Source organism: Psychrobacillus sp. FSL K6-2836 (assembly GCF_038003085.1).
Taxonomy (GTDB): domain Bacteria; phylum Bacillota; class Bacilli; order Bacillales_A; family Planococcaceae; genus Psychrobacillus.
This window is the reverse complement of sequence record NZ_JBBOOM010000001.1, coordinates 3458706-3483440: the sequence shown is the minus strand read 5'-3', so window position 1 is coordinate 3483440 and position 24735 is coordinate 3458706. Positions and strand designations below refer to the sequence as shown.

The window sequence follows — 24735 nt, the reverse complement described above, 5'->3', positions numbered from 1 at the left end:
TACTAAGCGAGCATCTTCAACTCTATATTCACTTTATCGTTGCAATGGCAAGTAGATTGCGGGACAATCATTTATTGCGAACAGAAAAACAATACTTTCCATTTACAATTATTAGGACAATACCAATTAGAATAATTGAAAATAGCTGAGAATGATTCGTAGTTATTGAATAGAAAGTAGATAGTACAATGGCAATGAATAAAACAAAATTCATTAGATTATAAGATTTATAGAATCCAATTAGCATTACATGTCTTTCACCTTCATCCGAAACTTCTAAAAGTTTTTCTTCATATTTGGAATCTGATATTTTTGGGATATTGCGTTCAGGATATATTAATCGGATTAAGTTTGTCATGTATAGCGTAAACAAATAACTAAGTATCATAGTAACTATGGCAATAATCGTCAAGTATACACTTTGTGATGTAATAAGTGTTGTACATAAAACCAGCACCGATAATACAATACTAGAATGAATAAAAAATGAGTGATCAGCAAATTTTTTATATATTAATAAATCCACTTCATCTTCTTCATCCCCGTTAGCTTCCGTGTTATGCAGTTTTTTCACTTGCCAATATATTTTAAAGCTAACTCCTAGCAATATGATATTGATAAATAAAATAATTACAACAATCGCATCCGCATATTTGAAAAGGTCAAGCGTGAAATTATTTAACATAAGTGTTGCCACAATGAATCCAATTACAGCAGAGATTAATATTTGAATAACCGTTTTCATTTATAATTCATCCTCCTCAATCAAAAATATACTTTCCACAGGTTCATTAAAAACACGTGCTATTCGAGCAGCGATTAATAAAGACGGAATAAATTCTTCCCGTTCAATTAAACTAATCGTTTGCCTTGAAACTTTCGTAAGCTTGGCAAGCTGCGTTTGGTTCAACCCATCACGTGCCCTTAGTTCCTTCAGGCGAGTTTTCATATAGCATCCCCTCTCATAAAAAAAGCGTAACAAAAACTAGTCATTTTGACAAGTATAGTTGTCAAAATGGTTCTAAAAGTAACATCCGAGTAATATAAAATAACCGATTGATGTTTACGCATCAATCGGTCAAATAAATAAAAATCACTATCCTTTCCATTAGGAAAGAATAGTGATTTTTTGTGGGAATAGCATATATTACAGATTGATGTATTTTACTCTATAAAACCACTAAACTAAAGCTCTGTTAACTAATTTCGAATAAGATAATCAAATGAGCCTAAAGCTGCAGTTGCACCAGATCCCATAGAAATAATGATTTGCTTATGAATACTGTCTGTACAATCACCAGCAGCAAATACACCAGGAATTGTAGTAGCTCCACTCTTATCAACGATGATTTCACCAATTCGATTTCTTTCAAGCGTTCCTTCTAACCAATCAGTGTTAGGAACTAAACCGATTTGAACAAATACACCAGCTAATTCAATGTGTCTTTCTTCGCCTGTATCTCGATTTACATAAGTAATACCATTTACTTTGTCAGTACCTGTAATTTCTTTTGTTTGAGAGTTTGTTAAGACTTTGACATTTGGAAGGCTGTGTAAACGTTTTTGTAGAACATCATCAGCTTTTAATTCTGAGTTATATTCAAGAACTGTTACATGTTTCACAATCCCTGCAAGGTCAATTGCTGCCTCTATACCGGAGTTACCTCCACCGATTACCGCAACTTCTTTACCTTCAAATAACGGACCATCACAGTGAGGACAATAAGCGACACCTTTATTTTTGAACTCTTGCTCACCAGGAACATTAATATTACGCCAACGAGCACCAGTTGAAATGATAACGGATTTACTCTTAAGAATAGCACCATTTTCTAATTCAACCTCGATTAGGTCTTTCTTTTCTAAACGTTTTGCCCGCTGTAGGTTCATAACGTCAATGTTGTATTCTTTCACATGCTCTTCAAGAGCTTGTGCAAGTTTAGGACCTTCTGTAGTTTTCACACTGATAAAATTTTCAATAGTAAGTGTGTCTAAGATTTGGCCACCAAAGCGTTCAGCTACAATTCCTGTACGAATACCTTTACGTGCTGAATAGATTGCTGCACTAGAACCGGCTGGACCACCACCAATAACAAGCACATCGTAAGGCTCTTTTCCGGAAAATTCTTCAACGTCAGGTCCAATACCTAATTTAGATATAATTTCCTCAATTGTCATTCGACCATTTCCAAAAGACTCACCATTCATATACACTGCTGGCACTGCCAATATATCTTTACTCTCTACTTCTTCTTTGAATGCTGCACCATCAATCATTGTATGTGTAATATTAGGGTTAAGTACACTCATAATATTAAGAGCTTGGACAACATCAGGGCAGTTGTGGCAAGTTAAGCTTACATAAGTCTCAAAGTGATATTCACCAGTAATCTTTTTAATTTGATCAATTATACTTTGATCTACTTTTGGCGCACGTCCACTCACTTGAAGTAAAGCTAAAACTAAAGAAGTAAATTCATGTCCTAATGGAATACCAGCAAAAGTAACCGCGGTATCTTCTTCTCCAACACGGTTAATACTAAAGCTTGGTGTTCTAGTTAATTCTACTTTTTCTACTGTAATTTTAGATGAAAGGGATGCTAGCTCCTCAACTAGGGCTAGCATTTCCTCTGAAACTTTATCCGAACCTACACTTACTTTAAGAACGATATCGTTTTCAAGCAGTTCAAGGTACTGACTTAATTGAGATTTAATTTCTGTATCAAGTGCCATTCAGTATCGCTCCCTTAAATTTTACCTACAAGGTCAAGGCTTGGCTTAAGTGTTTCGCTACCTTCTTCCCATTTAGCTGGGCAAACTTCACCTGGATTTTTGCGAACATATTGCGCTGCTTTAATTTTGTTAATAAGAGTACTAGCATCGCGACCAATACCACCTGCATTAATTTCAATTGCCTGGATCACACCATCAGGGTCAATGATGAAAGTTCCGCGATCAGCAGCGCCCTCTTCTTCGATAAACACCTCAAAGTTGCGAGAAAGAACATGTGCCGGGTCACCAATCATAGTATAGGTAATTTTGCCAATAGCGTCTGATGTATCGTGCCATGCTTTATGCGTAAAATGAGAATCTCTTGAAGCCGAGAATACTTCTACACCTAACTCTTGTAGTGCAGGATATTGCTCTTGAAGGTCTTCAAGTTCAGTTGGACAAACAAAAGTAAAGTCTGCTGGATAGAAGCAAACAACACTCCAATGACCTTTAAAATCTTGATCAGTTACTTCAATAAAATCACCGTTTTTGTATGCTTGTGCTGTAAATGGTAGTACTTCTTTTCCGATTAATGACATAGTTAAAATTCCTCCATAAAATTAGTAATAATAATAATTAACAAGTATTAATTGTTACGTAGGCGTCGAATTTTGTCAACTGAAACACAATTGTATTTTGTGTATAAACTTTTAAAATATACTATACTAGAAAGATTTCCTTCATTGATTTCATAGGGTATAAAAGATTTTGAATCCTCTAAATATATAAAAATTATTATATAATACCAGTCATACTAGGGTATAAGTTAGTATTATAGTTCATGGAATACCATATAATATTTTATAAGTCCAACTTCTAAAGACATGGTCAATGCATTGAAATATTACTTTTAGTGTAGTTTGTAAAAAAAACCTGTTATTTACACTTTTTTAATACTAAAAATTACTTTTATTAGAGTCATATTTAATCTTGGTCCCTGTGTCAGAAAAAAACATAAAAATCATAACATTCGCATTTGCTTTTATACCAAGGGTAGCTGCCTAACCCGCATTGTACAGGACTTCGAAGATTCAACTTCGGGCGTGCCAGGCGTACAAGAATTTTTCGTTTCTAAACATCATAGAAAAATCATCTCACCTTAAGCTAAAAAGGTGAGATGATTTTTGTGTTGTTCTCTAAGTTAAAATTAGAAAGATAGAACTTCAGGACAATCACAGCTTTTATAAGATGAAACTTACAACAATTGCTGTTAATACACTTACTAATGTTGCTCCGTATAAAAGTTTCAAGCCCATTCGCGCTACAACATTTCCTTGTTTTTCGTTAAGACCTTTCACAGCACCTGAAATAATCCCGATAGAAGAGAAATTTGCAAATGATACAAGGAAAACAGATATAATCCCAATCGATCTTTCACTTAGATTTGCTGCTAAATCATTTAAAGAAAGCATTGCTACAAATTCGTTCGTCACCAGTTTGGTAGCCATAATACCACCAGCTGTCACTGATTCGGAAACAGGAATACCCATTAAAATTGCAAATGGGGCAAAGATATATCCAATAATTTCTTGGAACGAGATTCCTAATGCCATATCGAATATGGTATTTACTCCTGCCATAAGTGCAACGAATCCGATTAACATCGCCGCAACTACGATCGCCACTTTAAATCCATCCATAATATATTCGCCGAGCATTTCAAAGAAGCTCTGTTTTTCTTCTTGAACCACGAGAATATCTTCTTCTTCACTGACAGTGTATGGATTAATAATAGAAGCAATGATGAATCCACCAAATAGATTAACCACGATAGCCGTAACAACATATCTAGGTTCCACCATTGTCATATAAGCCCCAACAATAGACATCGATACGGTAGACATTGCTGATGCACATAGTGTATATAGACGTTGAGACGATAATTGTCCAAGTTGCTTTTTCACCGTGATAAATACTTCCGATTGGCCAACAATAGCAGAAGCTACCCCGTTATAAGATTCCAATTTACCCATACCGTTTACTTTACTGATTCCCCAGCCCAACCACTTCATAATGAAAGGAAGAACTTTTATATACTGTAGAATTCCAATTAGAGCCGAAATGAAGACGATTGGTAGTAAAACAGTTAAGAAGAAAGGAGCTTGTCCTTCATTCGTAATGCCTCCAAATACAAAGCCGATTCCTTCATTTGCAAAATCTAGCAATTTTGTAAATACGGCTGCAATCCCCTCAATAATAATCAATCCAAATTTAGTATTCAGTAAAATAAAAGATAAAATTAACTGCAAAACGAGCATCTGTATAATTGGTCTGACTTTTACTTCTTTACGATTGCTACTTGCAATCCAAGCAAGACCCAGAACAACAATTAAACCAACGATAGAGATTATATAATTCATTGAATGCCTCCACAAAGATGTATTATTAGAAGTTGAACGTCTGATGACTATACAACTCACTTAACAAGTATACCTGCATTACTCATTATGTCCAAATACAATGTTTACATGTTGATGAAGGAAAAGTATATTTTTTGTAAGCGGTTCACTATTTTGTAACACCATGACCGACATTCATTTGAACGCAACCATCATTAAGTAAAATTTTATTTGCGTTAGAGCAATAAATATCTTGAAATAGCTTTTTTTGATAGGAATTGTAACAACATCGTTCATGTTACATTGATAGGAAAGGCAAATTAGTTCTTGTTTCAAGAGTATTTATGTGTAACTGATACCGAGATGATAAATTATTATAAAACTAAAAAGCCATGATCGCCGAATCATCTTCGGTAATCATGGCTATTAAAGCTTAAATTTTCGTATTTTTTAAGAATTCACAGGAACTATTTTACCTTCTTTGCGATCTTTAGCGTGCTCAGCTGTAGCTGTGAACAGTACGTCAGAAGATGAATTCAATGCAGTTTCACAAGAATCTTGAATCACACCGATGATAAAACCAACACCAACTACCTGCATCGCAATATCATTTGGAACTCCAAATAAATTACATGCCAATGGTATAAGTAACAGTGATCCGCCTGCAACACCCGATGCGCCTGCCGCAGAGACAGCTGCAACAACAACAAGTATTAATGAAGTTACAAAATCAACTTCAATGCCAAGAGTATTTACTGTTGCTAGAGTTAATACAGCAATAGTTACGGCTGCTCCAGCCATATTAATAGTTGCACCTAGAGGGATTGACACTCCATAAGTATCCTCATCTAAGCCAAGTTTTTCACATAATTTCATATTTACCGGAATATTAGCGGCTGAACTACGTGTAAAGAATGCCATTATACCACTTTCTCTTAATACCATTAAAACAAGTGGATAAGGATTTTTTCGAGTATAGAAGAATACGATTAACGGATTCACTACGAATGCGATGAACAACATACACCCAACTAAAATTAATATTAATCTACCGTAATCAAGTAAAGCAGAAAGACCACTCGTAACAATGGCATTATATACAAGCCCCATAATACCAATCGGTGCTAAATTAATCACCCATTGAACTATTTTAGTGATTGCATCCGAAAAATTACCTAACATGTCCTTCGTATGTTGATTGGCTTTTTTAAGTGCAAGCCCAAGAACGACTGCCCACATTAATATACCTAAATAGTTAGCATTTACTAATGCATCAATTGGATTTGAAACCAAATTAAAAAGTAATGTTTCTAAAACTTCCGCAATACCTTCTGGTGGAGATAAGTCTTCTACTCCTGTTGTCAGAGTTAGTGTAATCGGGAACATAAAGCTTGCAACTACAGCGACAGCCCCTGCTAGAAATGTACCGATAGCGTAAAGACCAAGAATCGATTTCATATTCGTTTTCTTACCACTTTTATGACTGGCAATTGCATGCATCACTATAAATAATACTAGTATTGGAGCAACTGCCTTTAATGCCCCGACAAATAAAGATCCAAAAATAGAAATCCAGCTTGCACCACTTGGAACAGCTAAAGCCAAGATAACACCGACAATAATACCAATAACAATCCTTTTTACTAGACTTACTTGATTCCATTTAACTAATAAATTTTTCATCCGACTATCCCCCAAAATTTTCTCCCTTGATATAAAAAAGCAAAAATCAACTCAGTAAAATAATATGTACTTATTTTAACTTTAAGTAGACTGATATTTTATTTTAGCACAAATTTTTAGAATTTTGCATTGTTATTTTTTGTAAGAATAAACTTCGGTATTTATTATGTATCCAATAACATCCATTATCTATTCCAATAAAAAAAACGATGGGAGTTCGAGCTCCCATCGACATTTTTTATTAGTTCTTTTTGTTATAACCTTGAGTGTTTTCATTTTGTTTCGCTTTACGATTAGCTTGAGCATTTTGTTGTTTAACTTCTTGGGCATTTGTTTGACTTTCAATTGATACGCCAAATTCTGATCCAAATTCATTAAACATGTTTTGTGATGCACCTTGTCCATTTTGTTGAGCTTTTTGAGCAGATTGTGCATTTTGTTTTCTAACTTCTTGCGCATTTGTTTGAGCTTCTTTTGGAACCTTGTTATTGTTGTTTGCCATTTTTCTTCACCTCCATGAATTATGATTGCCGAAATGGAGGTATTTATTATTAGCAAATTTTGGATTGGGTTGATTAATAGCAAAATACGGCTGAATACCTAATACGAAAAGGATTAAAACTTATTTCGTTTCTTAAAAAGCTTATGTACCAACAGAGAAATATCCATTATCCTTGATTTTTTGAACGTTATTTAGTTCAGTTGCAAATAACATAAATGATTCCTCATCATATGCATCAAGTGCTTTATTCACATTAAGATTCAGATGAATAATTTTTAGTTCCAAGTCCAAGATAGAACAAATCCTGTCTTCGTTGCACAGTTTCTCTATATCATCCACTTGAATAAGAAATTGAAACTCTCTGTTTACCGTTACTAAAAAGTGCCATCCAAGCAAGTCATCGTACTTCTGCTCATTTGTAATTGTCCATACATCACTTTGGTGGAACTCAATCACATGTTTGTGCTTTTGTCCCGGACAGCAGCAGCTTACTTCATGTTGAAACATTTCTAGTATTATAAAATTTTCATTCACTAGATGGTCCTCCCTCGTTTTTGGTTATCTCTGAAAGATACAAATTGTATTTTTGTTTATACAATACTGTCACCTGTATTATTCTTTTTTATGACATGTTAAAATTAAATGATAATGATAATCACTTTCATTTACTATTGTATATGATGATCATTATCAACGTCAATTCAATTTAGCTCGAACTTTCTTGATATTCATTTTATACAATGCTTCATTCTTACATTTATTATATAATCCTCTCTTAGTCCCATATTTCCCATTAAGAAAACCTCCAAATAATATAATTTGGAGGTTAAAAGCATGGTACTTGCTGCTATTTTTACAAGGAATAACGTACCCTTTTATTTAATTTTCTTTGCTATTTTCTTTGTTCTTCACAAAAAAGTAAGCAGTAATCCATGTGGTAATCGGGATAACTAGTGTTACACCAATTCCAGCACATAGAATGGTTATCATTTCTGCACTAAAAATCTTTGAATTTACAACTTCCCCAACAGAATACGATAAATCTTTAAACCAGATGAGCAATGCTAAATAGCCTCCAAAGAAGGCAAAAAACAGCGTATTTGAACTTGTTCCTAATATATCTCTACCTATATTTAATCCAGAGAGAAACAAATCTTTTCGACTAATATTCGGATGATGAAAATGGATTTCCCTCATAGGAGATGAAACAGCTATAGCCGTATCCGTAATAGCTCCTATCGTACTCATAATAATCACAGATACCGTAATTTTCACAAAATCTACTTCGACCAATAAGGAAAACATTCCAAGTTCCCCTATTTCTTCTTCCCCGAATCCTTGAATCATTGCCTTATTAGTGATAAAGATAATAAACAGCAGTAAGATAACAGTGCAGATAATCGTTGATAGAAAAGCTGTTTTTGTTTTGCTGTTCACACCATTAATATAGAAAAGATTGATGCAGCTGATCACTCCACAAGCTACTATTGTTAAAATCACTGGATCAATAATCGGGTCGTTCATCAAAATGACAGTTATCATGATAACGCCAAAGTTGAAAAATATAGCGAGAAATGATCGTACTCCTTTTCTTCCGCCAATTAGGGTCATCAATAGGAATAATATCCCGGCCAGTACTACTAATACATTCATTGTCTTGCCCTCTTTCTATTCACGAAAAATAATGTTGTATAGAGACCAATCGGAATAGTTAACACAATTCCTATTCCCCCAGCTAACGCACGAGCCAATTCCAGTGAAAGAGTTAAGGAAAGCGTATAACCAAACGGAGCTGCGTTTTTAAAATAGAGAACAAGAGTTGGAATTGAACCACTTACATAGACAAAAAACAAAATATTAGTCATCGTTCCCATAATATCTTTTCCAATTTCCATCCCTGATGTAATAAGTGCTTTTACTGAAATATTATTATTTTTCTCATATAATCCAAAAATCGAAGAAGACATGGTAATAGCTACATCCATCACAGCTCCTAAAGAGCCAAGAAACAGCCCTGCCATAAACACCATTCGATATGGTCGAGTGATAAACTGCATTTCCTCATATCGAAGTCCCTTTTCTCCTGTTAATAATAGAACGAGATAAGTTATCAATAGTGAAATAAAGGTTCCTAGCAGCGTCGCTATAATTGCCGCGTATGTTTTATCATTTAAACCGTTAGCAAGTAACAACGAAATAACCGTAAATATAATAGCACTTATTCCGCAAATCCATAATAGACTTTGATTGGAAGTGTGAATATAGATATCCAATGCATATGATAAAATTACGGCATTAATTGCTAGACTAATGAACGAGAACAGCCCCTGCTTTTTTCCTACGATTAGTAAGACAAAAATAAATACCCATCCTGCTAGCAACAAATATTTATCACGTTTGACATCCAGAATTGTCCCAGTTAATTCCGAACTATCTACCAAATGCTCATCTATTTTAATAAATAACTCGTTTCCATTTTCAAACTCATGGTCATAGGCTTTTGATTGGGAGTATTCATTTGTCAAATGAATTTCCTTTCCTTTATCCTCTCCATTTATTAATTCTGCAATTATATGTTGTGTATATAATTTATCTTCATTTCCATTAATACCGTTTACTTCCGTCACATCTTCTATAGTTGTTTTTACGACCTTAGCAATTGGACGTTCATAGAAAGAGTGGTTATTAAATACAAAAATAACTGAACCTATAAAGCAGCATAAGAGTACGGCGAAAAAAATTTTATACTTGAAGCTCATCTTATATATGCTTCCAAAGAAATTCATGAATAGACCTCCGATACAAACGTATCCAAATTATAATATTAGTATAGCTGTTTAAGATGCTATTAGGCTACATTGAGAGTATTAAACAATGATACATATCCCACCTAGATGTGAAAGTAAAGATAAAGGATGGACTAAAATTACAAATATAATAATTTAGGCAAGAAAAAAGCATCCTTATTGATGGATGCCCTTTGCTACTGTTCCCTTGTGTAAGAAACTAACATGAAGTTTCTTACACAAGATAAAGTGCTATATATTCCTATTGTTTAGTATTACCTTTTCGAAATCCTTGCACGATATCAAGAATGCTTAAAAATATCCAGAGCACAATACTAATAATGATAGCCGAATTTTTTAGTTCAAATGATAAATGAAACAAATTCTCTAAATACGTATAAAATTCTACATTAATGAGCTGATCATTAGTAATTACGACGATAAATACAATGGTAGATACAATATTTCTTACCGTATTCATAATTGCCAATTTAAATGTCCATTGCCGAATGATGAGTTTATAAAATACAAGAGCAATTTCTATTATTAGAGCAACTATTACGATTAGCCAAAACGATTGTAATACTTCCTGATTGAATGTAGGGATGATTAGCTGTATTTTGCCTTGTACTTTTTCATAAACACCTATCAAATGACTAGCATTAAAGTAGACTGCAATAAAAATAGCAATCCATAACAAGCTACCAAATATATCTGCAGTTGAAATTTTCTTCACTTTCGAAATAAGCGGTATGCTTTTTAAATCATCAGGTGTCCATTCTTTCCAACTCGGTGTAAGCGGCGATTTATCCTTCGAATTATCCGTGCGCTCCAAAATGGCAAAAACGAGCGTAATCCAAAAGAAGGTCTGAACCGTTGCACTGATAATACCCCAAATACCATGACCAAGGATTAAAATGATTATGTTGATAATTCCGTTAACAATGTCTTCTTCCCCACTATAAGAAAGAATATTTTCCACAATAATAACAAAAAATGTGATTATTGCCACGATCGGTATAACTATTTTCAATAGAGTCATATACGTATCAAAGTATCTTGGACCTATTAAATACATTGGTCGGTCTGAGTATTCACTAGCAAGTGATGCTGGATTTCCTAGATTTTGGAGAACCTTTTTTACTTCTTTCTCTGAGTAATTTTCTGGGAGCATATCTTCAATAGTTGACCTTAATTCCAGAGCAATGTCATCACGACTTTTCACTGGAAGCCTTCGTGTCACTTCCTGTATATAAATATCAATCAGGTTCATTTTTCACTTCTCCTTCTAATAAATTTTGAAGTTCTTTCGTTGATTTTTCCCATTCGGCTTTTAGTTGCTCAAAAATTTCGATCCCATATTCGCTTAATACGTAATATTTCCTCGGTCTGCTTTCCGTTGTATCCCAGCTGCTCTCGACTAATTCCTGTTTTTCTAAACGCCGTAGCAAAGGATATAAGGTACTTTGCTCGATGGAAACACTCGACTCCTCCAGTAGTTGCACTAACGAATATCCATATTGCGGTGTTCTGAGTTGGCTTAGTACAGCAAGCGTCAATGTTCCTCTGCGTAACTCTGTTATTAATGAACCTAGCAATTTTTCCATATTTCACCTCACTACTTTATACTATGCGTCGTACACTATCTTATACTGTGTATAATACACTATTATAAAATTTAAAACAATTTTATTTGCAATATAAAAATCTAAATTTATTTAGGTTTTCTTTTAAAGGTATATTAAATAGTGAAATCCAAACAAAGTTGATTTCTGCTCCAACACACTTTCATGTTTCGAAGTATGAAATTTACTCAACTAACAATAAAATGCCCGCGAAGTTAATAACTTCACGAGCATTTTTGGGCTTACATCAAGTTAATCAAGTGACTTGGTACATCAATAATCATATATTTAATGTTTCTAACAAAGGATAGCAGTACCAAACTGTTTAATCATTAAAAAGCAATTCAGTTGCTATTAGTTTATAAGAGTTTCTTCGAGCTTCTGCAGAATATGTAATTGTACTCAGCATGATTTCATCAGCTCTATATGTAGCTTGCAACTGGAGTAATTTCTGTTTTACTTCTTGTGGATTACCGATAATCATATTCTGTTTCATCTTATCAAATGTATCTTGCTCAAGGTCGTTTAAAAGATATTGCTTTGCCTCTTGAATAGAAGGAACTCCCTGACCACCTTCCCTCTTAGCTTTCTGCAATTCCCATATGAGTGCACTTAACGATATTTCATGTGCTTTTTCAGTTGTTTCTGCACAAATGACTGATACAGTTACCATGACTTGAGCTGTTTGTCCTTGTTTTCTAGGAATAAAAGCATCTAAATATTCCTGAATAATGGACGGCCCATCATTGTCACTCATAAATTGACCGAATGTATAAGCAATCCCATTTTCCGCAGCAAGTAAAGCACTTTTCTTACTAGTCCCAAGAAGCCAAGGTACTGGGGAAATATCCGGAATTGGTGAGGCAGAAATTTTAGAATACTCAAGTTCAGCAGGAAAATCATCGTCCAAAAAATGGAGAAAATCTTTCACTAGGCAAGGCATTTTATAGACATTTTGCAAAAAATTATCTGATAATGCATTGGTTACTTCAGCAGAACCTCCTGGAGCACGTCCTAAACCAACATCAATACGATTAGGAAATAATGTAGCGAGTGTATTATATATTTCTGCTACTTTAAAAGGTTTATAGTGAGGCAACAAAACAGCTCCCGAACCGATGCGAATTGTATTGGTATTTGCTCCAATATAACTTAAGATCACTTCAGGAACTGAACTTGCGAGTCCAGGTAAATCATGATGTTCCGTAACCCAATAGCGAGTATACCCAAACGCCTCTCCGGCTTGTGCTAATTTCAACGACTCATTTAAAGCATCTTTCGCAGTCTGATTTGAAGAAATTGGTGATTGATCCAATATACTTAACTTCATCCCTCAAACCCCTTTCTTATATCTTCGTTTCCAGCAAGCTCAATTTATACTCTCCTACTTGCCCTTTCTCATATAAGTTGGTTATGGAGGTAGAGTACTTATTGATACTCCCTCTAAAAGATAAACCAAACTCTGGTACAGTCACATCAAAAGTACCCTTATATAGAAAAGTTGCGATATCATGATATTCTTCACTAGTTACGTTAAACACAATAGAAATTTGGTGTAAACCATTTACTTTTTCTTCTTCATAATTATTTACTTTAATTAGTATATTATCTAGCATAACTTCTTTCGCCATGTTATATTCTAGGTTTTTGCTCATGCCAAGCACCTCCGGATTTAAGTATTGGATTTAGTGTACCATCATCGAAGGTATTTATAATGTTTAAGGATTGTTATAAACAAGCTACTAAATCCAAACACCTGCACCACATCCCATGACAAAAGCTGTCCGCTTAAGCGATTGCCATAGACTAATTGATGCTATTACAAATCAAAGTAAGAAATGAGTAAGATAAAAAAGACCGAATGATGTTAGTGCATCAATCGGTCAATATAATAGTGGATTTCCTTCAAAGGTTTTGGCTATTGAGGGTAAGTAACACATCTGAGCCATTAATGGGTTACTTTTTATGGTTAAATGAAAGAATTGAAGCAATCAAGGCTGCAAATGCTACTGCAAACATTCATGCTTCAAATACTGTCACCGGGTTAGCTTGTTTTGGCGAAACTAAAAGTAAAATTTTATTTTGTTTGTGATAATTCACTTTCAGTTACCCATTTGTGGTTAGTCACTTTCTCCCCTGTAGTAGAAGTATAGTCAACCATATACACAGTTGTTTCTTCTGCAGAATCAATTTCGGCGGTTGCTCCTTCCATTCCTTCCATATGTTCAGCGTTTAGCACAACTTCTGTACCAGGATCTAAAGGTGCAGTTTGTGGATCCTCTAATTCTTCATGAATAACCCATTTATGATTTTCTACTCGTTCTCCACCAGTTGTAGGAGTATAGGAAACAGTATAAACAGTAGTATCATAGGCACCGACAATCGTTGCTTCAGCACCTTTCATACCTTCCATATGATCTGTTCCAATAATAGCTTGACTTCCTACCTCAAAAGTTGGATTTTCAGCTACTTTTAAGCCGTTAGGAACTTCACCTGATCCAGACATATCCATACTTGAATGATCCATACTCTTACTTTCTTCCGTGTTCATATCTATGTTTTCTTGTGTGTTAGTTTCCTTTTCGTCACCAGCACAAGCAGACAATGTAATCGCAATAGCCAACGAACCAAGAACCATTATTTTTTTTCTCATTAGTATCCTCCTCAAAATTTTTCTGAATTTACAACAAGATCCACCTCGCTGTTTTAAACAATCTTACACTGAAATTATGAAAAAATTATGCAGGCCAGTTATAGAAGATTGTAATGGCCATATTTTATCGCGATGTAAGTTGTCTTTATAAATTTATAATTCCCTATTTTATTGAATAAAAACTAGGAACTTTGATTTACGCTTAAACTGCTATTTAAAATAACACCGTAGAACTTCTGATTTTATTACCTTCATTTTTTTATATATTGCACTTCTTCAACAGCTTTCGAGTTGAACATGCTTCTAAGGAACATACATATACTCTATACAAATCTTGTGAACATAAAGTCATTTATCGGAGTTCAATATATTTATGAGCCTACAAAAACACCCTCCAGCTAAGTGATCTGAAGGGTGTTCGTACTTCGGTGTAGGAAGTTAATTTAAGACTTCGTAATTTTATCCGTAGTATGAGTCAAATAACAGGTATAGTAGAAAGATTTTTCTTTCAACTAGTTAACTCTCATATCCGTCTACTACTACATCCAATTTCCCTGTTTCTGGGTGGATGACAAGTCCATGGACACTTACATTTTTGGGGAACATCGGATGATTTTTGACCATCTTAACGCTTTGCTCGATACTTTCTTCCACTGATTGAAATCCTGTTAGCCAACCTTTGATATCAATACCGGCATTTGATAAGGTATTTACGATGTCTTTATCTAATCCGTCTTGTTCACATTTTTCTAAGAAAGAATTAGGTTCTAACCCTTTCATCCCACAACCGTGATGTCCAACGATGGCAACTTCCTTTGCTCCAAGGTCATATAGCGCAATTAGTATACTCCGCATGACACTACCAAATGGGTGTGAAACGATTGCTCCTGCATTTTTGATAAGCTTTACATCACCATTTTTAAAGTTCATCGCTTGCGGCAACAATTCAACGAGTCGAGTATCCATACATGTAAGAATAACCATTTTTTTATTAGGAAATTTAGTCGTCTTGTATTTTTCATACTCTTTATTTTCAACGAATTGTTTATTGTATTCAAGAATCCCTGAAATTAATGTCATTTAAATCCCCCCTAAATAGTTAATAAAATTATTTCATACTTTTCTTTAATATTCAATATCCACCGATTCAATTTGTGCTTTCATAAACTTCCATTGGAAAAGTAGGTCCATATATAAATTCAATTAAACCAACCATATTGATATAGAATTCTTATTACTCCACTAATATATTTCCAATATATTGTGCCGTCCCAAAATCAGAAGTAAGATTTACCTCTATTAAATATTCACCTTTTTCATCGGGAAAATTAAATTCTTTAAGTCTATTTACATCTAATTGTATTTGTTCACCATCTCTCCAAACTGAAACGGTTAAATCTAAAATCGCAAAATCTTGACTATCAAAATCTACAAAGTCTTCTAGTCCAGCCTTAACTGTTATTTGTTGTTGTTCTCTTGCTAATTCCAAACTGTCTGCTTTTTTTACCGTACCATCTTTTTCCCAATTTATATTTGCTTCGGCCAATTTAACTCCACTGTAAGAAAGCGTAACGCTAGGGGGTGAGTAATCATAATTTTCTCCGATACATCCCACCAATAAAACAATACTGATTAAACAAGCTACTAACTTTGCAATGTTCCCCATTTTATATCCCATCTTTCCAGTTATTATAAGTCCCATTATTTGATATTAAGTAAAGAAACTCGTAACCCAATAGCGAACTTGCGCTAACTTCAACGACACATTTTAAGCTTGTTTAGATGTGTGTTTTGAAGAAATTGGTGATTTATCCTAAAAGCCCTTTCTTATATCTCCTTTTCCAGCAAACTGAGTCTAAATTCTCCGATTTGGCCTTTCTCATATAAATTGGTAATGGAAGTAGAGTATTTATTAATCTTCCCCCGAAAGAATAAGATAGAATCTGGAACAGTAACTTCAAAAGAAGCTTTATAGAGTAAAGTTGCAATATCATGATATTCTTCACTTTTTACGTTAAACACAATTGAAATTTGGTGTAAGCCATTAACTTTTTCTTCTTCATAATGATTAACTTTAATTAACCTATTATCTAGTATAATTTCAGTCACCATGTGATTTTCTACGTTTTTGCTCATGTCAAACACCCCCGAATTTGTATACTAGATTTAGTTCACTGTGTATCTTTGTTAACCTTCACCCCAATAATCTTTAATCGATCACTATACTCGAGGCATACAACTTTTCTTGCTTGTATCGAAGTCCTCGCATTCACAGGTATTGCTTGCACTTTACCATTAATTTCAGCCTGAACAATAAAGCATTTCGCTCCGCATTTCATGAGTATCCTCCTCAATTGCGTATATATTTTTTTTATAAATTACGCGCATATATTTGGCACATCTTTGTCTTTAATAAAACCGTGTGTTATGAAACAAGGCTTGTTAGTTCTCTATCTTAAGCATACATGAAGTATTTTATTAGAACCAATGAAGCGCAGATATTTATCATTATATTCTTCCTCAACTAGCAACTATATTACCGAAAAAATATTTTATTAGAATTTTCTCATATTTTAGATATATAGATTTAATATGATAAAATAAATTGAAATTAATTCCAGAATAAAGCATAAGATTTTACCTTTTAATTCAATTGGTAGAAGTACACAAATGTACTTGTTTTGTAAATTTAATAGTTTAAGAGGTGATTTAAGTTGATAATGGAGAATAAAGAGCAAACTATATTTGATCATGTTGGCAGCAAAATAATTACAGATAGAGAGATTGACATAGTCACTAGATTAGGGGAGCCACTAATAGTGGTTTTAGGAAATGTTTTAAGTAACGAAGAGTGCGATGAGCTAATCAGATTATCTAAGGACAAATTGAAACGTTCAAAAATTGGAACAACACGCGAAGTAAATGAACTGAGAACAAGTAGTAGTATGTTTTTTGAAGAAAGTGAAAGCGAAATTGTTGCTAGAGTGGAAAAAAGGGTCTCATCTATTATGAATATCCCTATTGAACACGGAGAAGGTCTTCAAATACTACAGTATACTCCTGGTCAAGAGTATAGAGCTCATAATGATTTCTTTTCATCTACTAGTAAAGCAGCAAACAATAATAGAATTAGTACACTCGTTATGTACTTAAATGATGTAGAAGAAGGCGGAGAAACTTATTTCCCTAAACTGAACTTTTCAGTAACACCCAAAAAAGGTATGGCAGTATATTTCGAGTATTTCTATAATGATCAAAATTTAAACGATTTAACTTTACATGGTGGAGCACCTGTTATAACTGGAGAAAAGTGGGTTGCAACGCAATGGATGAGAAAACAGAGAATACGGTGAGGAGGGGCTTTAATATATAAATGTGATTTATCACAACGTCGTTCCCTCAAGGGGATTGCATATTAGTGAATAACCCATCAGAGCGCAAACTCATGGATGGGTTATTTTTTATAGTTAAATGTAAGAATTTTGTTCAACAAAATGGTCCTATCCACAAAGAAAGAGCACAATTAAGTTATAGAATTGTGCCCTTAAATTGAATATTGTTATGAAGAATCTAATTGATATTTACGCAAAGCATTCCATTTTTTTCTCAATTTACTTTCCATCTTCAGAACGATCTTCAATACGTTCTTCAATTTCTTTCTTTTCTTCGTGCCACCATAATGCTTCTTCTGGTTCTTCTAAAATCTCTTTTATTTCAGCTTTCTCTTCAACCGCTGGCGGTGAACCTCGAAGAGCTTTTCCTGAAGTATCTTTAAGAAATATGGTTACAACAATAATACCGATAATAGATGCAAATATGACATAGTAGGCAGGTACCATTTGGTTCATCGTTTTGCTAATTAGCCAAGATACAAGTAAAGGTGTCGTGCCACCGAACACTGATGCAGAAATATTAAAAGTAATCGCCAATGCCCCATTCCGCACATTCGTAAAAAATAGGGACGGTAATAGCGCTGGCATTGTTCCCTGAAAAGAAGCGGAAAATACTCCAAGAATCATTAATCCTAAAAATACTAGTATTGTGTTTCCACTACCGATTAAATTAAACGCAGGTATACTTAAAAGGATCAACCCGATTAACCCGCCTTGAATTACCTTCTTTGCTCCAATACGATCACTAAAATAGCCCATTAACAAAACAATCGGAATCATTATAACCATTACAATAACAATTAATAAAAGCCCTTCTGTTTCTCCATAACCCAGAACAGCAGTTAAATGAGATGGCATATACGATAAAACAATATAGTTTACAACAATATAAAAGAAAACAACAAACATACCGATCAGTATTGCTCTCCAATGGTACTGTAATATATGCTTTACTGATTCATCATTATCATCATCAGATTTACTTTCCTTCATTGCCTCAAATGCAGGTGTTTCTTCTAAATTATTTCGCAAATAAAAGCCAATTAAACCAATAGGGGCAGATAAGAAAAAAGGAATACGCCAACCCCATTCTAACATTGTTTCCTCCCCTAAAATATAGGTGAGTAAAGTAACAAGACCAGCTCCTGCGATATAGCCAACTAAGGTACCAACCTCAAGACCACTTGACATAAAACCTCTTTTTTTATCAGGCGTGGATTCAGCAATAAACGTCATAGCACCTGAATATTCTCCACCCGCTGAAAAACCTTGAACTAGACGAGCAATAAGTAAAAGCACGGTGGCAGTATAGCCTATAGATGCATGACCAGGAATCAAACCTATACTTAATGTGGCCAGAGCCATCATGATCAAGGTAATAGCTAAGACCTTTTTACGGCCTAAACGGTCACCAAGCATCCCAAAGAAAATTCCACCAATAGGTCGAGCAATAAAGGCAACTGCGAATGTTGCAAAAGCAAATACTAATTGCATGGGTCCACTTACTTCAGGAAAAAATACTTGTCCAATTGTAACAGCTAGATAAGAGTAAATTCCAAAATCAAACCATTCCATTCCATTACCAACAGCAGTTGCAAAAACAGCTTTGCGTGCGGAATTCGTGTCAACAATTGTAATTTCTTCTTTTTTCAACTTTGGTTTCGATTTTCTTTTCAATTTTGGGCTATTATGATTTTTGTTATAAGCCAATCGAAAAGCCTCCTTGTTGATTAATTGATACTAGTCTTAAACTATCCAAAATGTTCTTTATTATTTATTAATTGTCTCTTTTCAATAATTATCTAAACCAACTTAGTCAGTTTTTACCCAAACTTCATGTTTTCTGATATTGGACATAAAAAAACCTCCTAATCCAAATTGGAATCAGAAGGTTTAAAACAAAGTTAATATAAATAATATGTATTTTACCTAAGTAAAGGGATATCCAATAAGAGTTCAAATTCTATCAATTACCCTTAACGTTGTTTATCTTGAACTTTTAGCAAAGATATATTTAAATCACAACATTCACGTTTGTTTGAATTAGCATGAATTTTTCTGACACAAGGACATGGTTTTAAAAAGTTACAGTTTCTCCAAGAAGGCCAACTACTCTCGCTAAATTCACAAAAAAAAGAGGGTCCTCTAACATATCACTGAGTAATCCTCTTCAAACATCTATTATTTACTTTCATAAAATTCTTCTGGAATTCCTTGAATTAATGGTGAAGCTTCACCGGAATAGAAAATACGTAAATCGTGGAGAGACCTCGTGCATCCTACATATAATAATTTAGCATCATACTTTGATTCTTTATAGTGACTTGCATCCACATCGATAAGTAGCACTGCATCAAATTCCAATCCTTTAGCTAAATACACAGGAACTACTGAAATACCACCAGCGTATTTACTTTGATTTGCTTCAATGACGTTCGCATTAATCCCTGCAGTTAGTAACTTTTCATGTATCGAATGACATTCAGCATCTGTTCTACCTATAATCGCAATCGTCTTGTGATTTCCTTTTTGTAAATCTTGTAATACCTTCACGATTTCGGTAATTTGATCATCCGTAGCAATCACTTTCACTTTTTGACCACTGCGAAAAACTGGTGTTGCAAGACCTACTGGAACTTCCGCCTGCTTAATAACCTCATTGGCAAATTCGATAATTTCCTTTGTAGAACGGTAACTTCTCGTCAGTTCATAATAACCAGTCTCTTGAAACACTTCTTTAAAGTCATTCCAATCCTCAATACCTTGATAATTATAAATTGCCTGAGATAAATCGCCCAAAATGGTAAAAGAATTTCCCAGTGTAATCTCTTTTAAAACATAAATTTGAAATGGTGAAAAGTCTTGTGCTTCGTCGATGACAACATGATGAAATTTTTGTTTGCCTTCTATTCCTATTAACTGGTGATGAATATATAGGAGTGGCGCTAAATCTTCTACATTTACTTCTTTCTTTTGGCAATTCTTTTCTGTTTCTCGTACAAGCGCTTCCGGCAATAGTTCTACTATTTCTTTTCGTTTCATCAAGGATGTATAAAATGATAAAGCGCTCATTTTCGGCCAAAACTTCATATATGCATTTAATCTTATATTAGCCTCTTTTTTCACTAGCTTTTTCTCATTTGTTCCTTCGACCTTTTTAAGTTCTATCTCTATCCAACGCTTGATTCGTGCAACTAATCGTTCCCTGCGCTTTGTTAATGGATAATGCTTATATTCAACCAATAACCACTTCTTAATTTCATCTACTGTTATCACAGCTTGATCCCATAGTTCTAAATTAGTTGTTGGTACTAGATTTTCTTCAAATTGCATGAGACTTTTTTCGATAAATGATTTAAACTTTATTGACCCCTTTAATTTACCCTGCATAACTTTATTATTGTCACGATTAATTGAAAAAGCTTCTTTCAACTTTTCTTCTGGTTGTTTTAGTTTCACCGTATTATCTAAAAGGCTTAAACCCCACTCAGGAAAAGTAGTTTGTTTAATATTACCTACTCCCAGTTCAGGAAGTACACCAGAAATATAATCTAAAAACAAACTATTTGGAGCGAAAATAATCATTCTATCTGCTTGTAGCTGTTCACGATATTCATATATTAAAAAAGCAAGGCGATGTAAAGCGACAGTTGTTTTCCCACTCCCTGCAACCCCTTGGATTAATAACGGTATATTCTTCTCAGCTCGGATAATTTCATTTTGCTCAGATTGTATCGTTGAAACGATATCTTTTAATTTATTATCTTTATTTTCACCTAATCGGTACAAGAGAAATTCATCTGTTAGGGATACATCTTCGCTTCCTTTTACATACGTATCAACAACACGCTCTAGCTCTCTTTTACGAATGGCTATGTTTCTTTTTAAATAGACTTCTCCCTCTACCAATCCATCAGGCGATTGATAAAATGCCGGTTCTTCACCACCATTGAAGGAATAAAACATACTCGCAACTGGTGCACGCCAATCAATAACTATTGGTTTCTTCGCTTCCTCATCAGAAACACCGACTTTCCCAATATATAATGAATTTGGCTCTAAATGGCCATCCTCCTTAAAATCTAACCGACCAAAGTATGGCTCCTGTACACCAATTCGTAAGTTTTGCCGATTTAACTCCCTCATACTTTCAAGAACTTGCTCGGTATAGTTATCTCCATGATAAACTGGAATACTTTCTAGCTTGTGTATTCGGTCATCCAGTGTAGATAAAACCTCTAGCAATCTCTTAAATTCCTCTTCATATATAGTGCTCATTATGATACTCCCCCCAACTTTCTAAAATTTCAGTCGAGTTACAATTGTATAAATATGTATGTACAAAGTCAATAGTTCCCTGTGTTAGAAACAAACGTGGAAATCACAACATTCACGTTTGTTTGAATAAACTTGAATGTTTCTGACGCAGGGAAGGTACTTCAATTCCTGTAATTCTTTATTCCTGTTTTAATGGCGATTCTAACACACGACACATAAAACTTTTCCATCCCCTGTCCACTTTTCGACCACTTCTTTCTATATAGAAAGAAAAGGGGGAATTCTAATGACTCACTACTTACAAAAGCACGCTCGTTTCAATTCAATAGCAGAGATGGATGAGGCTGTTGCAAAACATTGCGCATTCCATCGATATGAGCTAAACAAAACAGATCAACTGGTGCTCGATGTAATCCGAAGGTATTCGGTGAAATATGGAGCTGCCCATTTAAAACACGCAACGATTGAAACAGCGATCGGCAAATCGAATGCGACTGTTCGTCGAGCGATACGAAAGCTCGAACAGCTTGGCATTATTCAACGCATTCACTATGTACGCCCTGTCATGAGTGGGCTTGGTGCGAACATTTATATTATTTTACCTTTCGATGATCAGGGGAGTTTGAACAGTCGAGAAGATGCGGACAACCCGCATGACGACGAGGGAAATGAGCCAATTTCTGAGAAAGAACCGTTATTCTTAAAATCTTCTTTAAAAGATCTTACTAACACGTCTCCTATGGAATCGAAAAAGTTATCCACAAGTCTATTTAGCAGAATGAAAGAATTGCTTTCAAATACAATTGGAGAAACAAAAAAAGCACGCGATTTTTACGGCATTCACCGGTCTTTATCAAGTGAAATGCTGCGTTTTGATATTTACAAAGATGATGGAGAAATTTTTAACGACCTAGCCTATCGTGCGCTGAAAATTACAGTGATGGCAACCAAGCGAAAACAAATACGTAACTTGCCTGGTTATTACAAAGGCGTGCTTCGCAAATTAATCGATGAGACATATTTTAAGGATATGTTTATGTATTTTGACGTTCCAGTAGAAAATTTTTATATTCCGGAGAATTACGAGCTAATATGAAATAAGGGTGCCAGGTGGGAGACCATTCATACTTTCCAGCGATTCCTGGTCGCATCTGGTACCCGTGCAAAGTAACTTAAATTTTTTCCCTGTGTTAGAAACAAACGTGGATGTTTCTGACACAGGTAAGGTATCTCAATAATTATATATAACCTTCAAATGAAGATATATGAAAGACAACTTTTCTATAAGGTAAGGTTTGCATTTACTTCTCGTTGACTATTTCAATGGTCCAATATTCATTCGTTTTAAAAGTAATTAACTAAAACTTTGAAGATACTCTTATTGCTTCATCCTTCAATTCCAATGATTGTAGTAATATAATAATTAAATTCGCAACCATTTCATCATATTCTGGCTCTAATATATACCAATATTTCGCATCTCGAACTAACGCTAATTTTACTTCTATGTTCGCTTCATTCAAAATAACAAGAAATTTGATGGGTGCAAATTTGGACTTGATCGCTGTTATCCATCGTAACTATGGTTTTTTCTTTCACTATTTCTAATTAGGCATCTTGTCCACTTACATTACATCTTCTGTTAAGAACCACATTTCACGGTTTTGACCAGAGTACGATAATGTCGTAGTCAGCTTTTCATCGTCTTTCTAGATCTTGTAGACCAACTAAGCATTGTCTAGAGTCGCCTCAGATTGACTCAGATGCCATTGCACAGGATGATGTGAAGAAAGGAATTAGGGTCAATCCTTGAGACTCATGAGAGGCTTATATCATCATTTTATGGAGTCGGATCTGTAAATATCGTGTAGAGTAAGTGTCGTAGGTAATAGTGTCTGGAATGGGACACTTTTTCCCAGTAAACATAAAAAAAGGGATGTCAAGCATCCCATTTTAAAAAGTTAATTAATTATCGATAAACTTACCAGTATTCCCCAGTATACTCTCCAGTTGTTAAATCAAACGTAAATCTCATATAGCTTCTATTTGAATCTCCTGTTTCATATGCCGTATATGTAGCACCTCTTTCTATTACTAATCTATTATTTGCATTTTCTAATACAAGATAGGTGATATTAGATACATCTGGCTCACCGATATCTGGGGAAAAGCTCATTCTAATAACCTCATTGATTTTGTTCTTTACAGATTCGTTTGCAAGCTTATGAATATACGGATGCTTAAATACACCATGATTCATACCTCTTTCTTCCCACGTAAGGAACGCTCCATTGTTATTCTGTTTCATTTGCTTCGCAATTAAATCAGATGGCGCTTTTTCGTATGTAGATAGATTAGACTGCTTAACACGAACGCCTCCACCTAGATCATATACATTCATGTTACCTTCTGTAGTGATCTTGTGTACACGCCACATTGAGCCTTTCTTAGCATTCATATGGAATGATACTTTTCCATCAGTGCCTCTCTTATAAATCTTCACATCTTTGGAGAATACGATTCTACCGATCTGTGTTTGAGATAATTCGTTCTTACCCCACATAACCTTCTGTGTGTCTTGCTGAGTAGTTTGTGTGGATGCTTCTGTATAATCTCCTGCGATTGGTGAGAACAACATCATTGCTGTTAGGATTCCTGCACCTATTGTACATTTTTTCATTTGTGTGCCTCTCCCTTAGTTGAAT

General features: G+C 34.5%; 26 protein-coding genes. 3 read left to right on the top strand and 23 right to left on the bottom strand.

Going from position 1 to position 24735, the window contains the following annotated elements; genetic code table 11:
• Nucleotides 1-67: 67 nt before the first annotated feature.
• The 14 genes from MKY37_RS16770 to MKY37_RS16705 all read right to left on the bottom strand — a co-directional run bounded on the left by MKY37_RS16770 (nt 68) and on the right by MKY37_RS16705 (nt 13338).
• Nucleotides 68-745, bottom strand: coding sequence for a DUF3169 family protein (locus tag MKY37_RS16770; RefSeq protein WP_340778821.1), 678 nt, complete (start codon nt 743-745; stop codon nt 68-70).
• On the bottom strand, nt 746-949 hold the full coding sequence (locus MKY37_RS16765; protein ID WP_093269942.1) for a helix-turn-helix transcriptional regulator: 204 nt from the start codon (nt 947-949) through the stop codon (nt 746-748).
• A gap of 251 nt (nt 950-1200) precedes the next feature.
• Nucleotides 1201-2733, bottom strand: a complete 1533-nt coding sequence (gene ahpF, locus MKY37_RS16760; protein ID WP_340778819.1) for an alkyl hydroperoxide reductase subunit F — start codon at nt 2731-2733, stop codon at nt 1201-1203.
• A gap of 14 nt (nt 2734-2747) precedes the next feature.
• Entirely contained in the window at nt 2748-3311 is a 564-nt protein-coding gene (gene ahpC, locus MKY37_RS16755; protein ID WP_340778818.1) for an alkyl hydroperoxide reductase subunit C, read from the bottom strand.
• Nucleotides 3312-3953: 642 nt separating this feature from the next.
• Nucleotides 3954-5132, bottom strand: coding sequence for a NupC/NupG family nucleoside CNT transporter (locus MKY37_RS16750; RefSeq protein WP_340778817.1), 1179 nt, complete (start codon nt 5130-5132; stop codon nt 3954-3956).
• Nucleotides 5133-5561: 429 nt separating this feature from the next.
• Nucleotides 5562-6794: a serine/threonine transporter SstT gene (gene sstT / locus MKY37_RS16745; RefSeq protein WP_340778816.1), complete on the bottom strand. Its 1233-nt coding sequence runs from the start codon at nt 6792-6794 to the stop codon at nt 5562-5564.
• Between the two features lie 241 nt (nt 6795-7035).
• Nucleotides 7036-7296, bottom strand: a complete 261-nt coding sequence (locus MKY37_RS16740) for a gamma-type small acid-soluble spore protein (protein WP_340778815.1) — start codon at nt 7294-7296, stop codon at nt 7036-7038.
• Between the two features lie 141 nt (nt 7297-7437).
• Nucleotides 7438-7830, bottom strand: coding sequence for a hypothetical protein (locus MKY37_RS16735; protein ID WP_340778814.1), 393 nt, complete (start codon nt 7828-7830; stop codon nt 7438-7440).
• 345 nt (nt 7831-8175) lie between these two features.
• Nucleotides 8176-8949, bottom strand: coding sequence for a YibE/F family protein (locus MKY37_RS16730; RefSeq protein WP_340778813.1), 774 nt, complete (start codon nt 8947-8949; stop codon nt 8176-8178).
• Nucleotides 8946-10082: a YibE/F family protein gene (locus MKY37_RS16725; protein WP_340778812.1), complete on the bottom strand. Its 1137-nt coding sequence runs from the start codon at nt 10080-10082 to the stop codon at nt 8946-8948. Before MKY37_RS16725 ends, MKY37_RS16730 begins: the two co-directional genes overlap by 4 nt.
• A 262-nt stretch (nt 10083-10344) precedes the next feature.
• Nucleotides 10345-11355 (bottom strand): HAAS signaling domain-containing protein, encoded by a 1011-nt coding sequence (locus MKY37_RS16720; RefSeq protein ID WP_340778811.1) that lies wholly within the window; start codon nt 11353-11355, stop codon nt 10345-10347.
• Nucleotides 11342-11689: a PadR family transcriptional regulator gene (locus tag MKY37_RS16715; protein ID WP_340778810.1), complete on the bottom strand. Its 348-nt coding sequence runs from the start codon at nt 11687-11689 to the stop codon at nt 11342-11344. Before MKY37_RS16715 ends, MKY37_RS16720 begins: the two co-directional genes overlap by 14 nt.
• A gap of 343 nt (nt 11690-12032) precedes the next feature.
• On the bottom strand, nt 12033-13037 hold the full coding sequence (locus MKY37_RS16710; RefSeq protein ID WP_340778809.1) for an LLM class flavin-dependent oxidoreductase: 1005 nt from the start codon (nt 13035-13037) through the stop codon (nt 12033-12035).
• A 16-nt stretch (nt 13038-13053) separates the two neighbouring features.
• The gene (locus MKY37_RS16705; protein ID WP_340779965.1) at nt 13054-13338 is read right to left on the bottom strand and encodes a DUF3219 family protein; all 285 of its coding nucleotides are present in this window, start codon (nt 13336-13338) and stop codon (nt 13054-13056) included.
• Nucleotides 13339-13628: 290 nt separating this feature from the next.
• Between MKY37_RS16705 and MKY37_RS16700 the strand changes: the two genes are divergently transcribed.
• Nucleotides 13629-13799: a hypothetical protein gene (locus MKY37_RS16700; RefSeq protein ID WP_340778808.1), complete on the top strand. Its 171-nt coding sequence runs from the start codon at nt 13629-13631 to the stop codon at nt 13797-13799.
• Here MKY37_RS16700 and MKY37_RS16695 read toward each other — a convergent pair.
• The 5 genes from MKY37_RS16695 to MKY37_RS16675 all read right to left on the bottom strand — a co-directional run bounded on the left by MKY37_RS16695 (nt 13785) and on the right by MKY37_RS16675 (nt 16699).
• A complete protein-coding gene (locus MKY37_RS16695; protein ID WP_340778806.1) occupies nt 13785-14360 on the bottom strand; it encodes a YdhK family protein in 576 nt (191 codons plus the stop codon). The two genes, MKY37_RS16700 and MKY37_RS16695, sit on opposite strands and share 15 nt — an antisense overlap.
• Before the next feature lie 516 nt (nt 14361-14876).
• Nucleotides 14877-15440, bottom strand: a complete 564-nt coding sequence (locus MKY37_RS16690; protein ID WP_340778805.1) for a beta-class carbonic anhydrase — start codon at nt 15438-15440, stop codon at nt 14877-14879.
• Between the two features lie 154 nt (nt 15441-15594).
• Nucleotides 15595-16062: a hypothetical protein gene (locus tag MKY37_RS16685; RefSeq protein WP_340778803.1), complete on the bottom strand. Its 468-nt coding sequence runs from the start codon at nt 16060-16062 to the stop codon at nt 15595-15597.
• Nucleotides 16063-16187: 125 nt separating this feature from the next.
• Nucleotides 16188-16472 (bottom strand): DUF3219 family protein, encoded by a 285-nt coding sequence (locus MKY37_RS16680; RefSeq protein WP_340779964.1) that lies wholly within the window; start codon nt 16470-16472, stop codon nt 16188-16190.
• A gap of 59 nt (nt 16473-16531) precedes the next feature.
• Nucleotides 16532-16699 carry a hypothetical protein gene (locus MKY37_RS16675; RefSeq protein WP_340778801.1) on the bottom strand — a complete coding sequence of 56 codons (168 nt, stop codon included), beginning with the start codon at nt 16697-16699 and terminating at the stop codon, nt 16532-16534.
• 381 nt (nt 16700-17080) lie between these two features.
• Between MKY37_RS16675 and MKY37_RS16670 the strand changes: the two genes are divergently transcribed.
• Nucleotides 17081-17713, top strand: a complete 633-nt coding sequence (locus tag MKY37_RS16670) for a 2OG-Fe(II) oxygenase (RefSeq protein WP_340779963.1) — start codon at nt 17081-17083, stop codon at nt 17711-17713.
• Nucleotides 17714-17971: 258 nt separating this feature from the next.
• Here the strand turns inward: MKY37_RS16670 and MKY37_RS16665 are convergent, their stop codons facing one another.
• Together MKY37_RS16665 and MKY37_RS16660 are read right to left on the bottom strand one after the other, a co-directional pair.
• The gene (locus tag MKY37_RS16665; protein WP_340778800.1) at nt 17972-19462 is read right to left on the bottom strand and encodes an MFS transporter; all 1491 of its coding nucleotides are present in this window, start codon (nt 19460-19462) and stop codon (nt 17972-17974) included.
• 471 nt (nt 19463-19933) lie between these two features.
• Complete coding sequence (locus MKY37_RS16660; protein WP_340778799.1) at nt 19934-22030, bottom strand: HelD family protein; 2097 nt, start codon at nt 22028-22030, stop codon at nt 19934-19936.
• A 286-nt stretch (nt 22031-22316) separates the two neighbouring features.
• Between MKY37_RS16660 and MKY37_RS16655 the strand changes: the two genes are divergently transcribed.
• Nucleotides 22317-23126, top strand: coding sequence for a helix-turn-helix domain-containing protein (locus MKY37_RS16655; RefSeq protein WP_340778798.1), 810 nt, complete (start codon nt 22317-22319; stop codon nt 23124-23126).
• A gap of 262 nt (nt 23127-23388) precedes the next feature.
• Here the strand turns inward: MKY37_RS16655 and MKY37_RS16650 are convergent, their stop codons facing one another.
• Both MKY37_RS16650 and MKY37_RS16645 read right to left on the bottom strand, forming a co-directional pair.
• Complete coding sequence (locus MKY37_RS16650; RefSeq protein WP_340778797.1) at nt 23389-23553, bottom strand: hypothetical protein; 165 nt, start codon at nt 23551-23553, stop codon at nt 23389-23391.
• Between the two features lie 458 nt (nt 23554-24011).
• Complete coding sequence (locus MKY37_RS16645) at nt 24012-24710, bottom strand: hypothetical protein (protein WP_340778796.1); 699 nt, start codon at nt 24708-24710, stop codon at nt 24012-24014.
• Nucleotides 24711-24735: the final 25 nt, after the last annotated feature.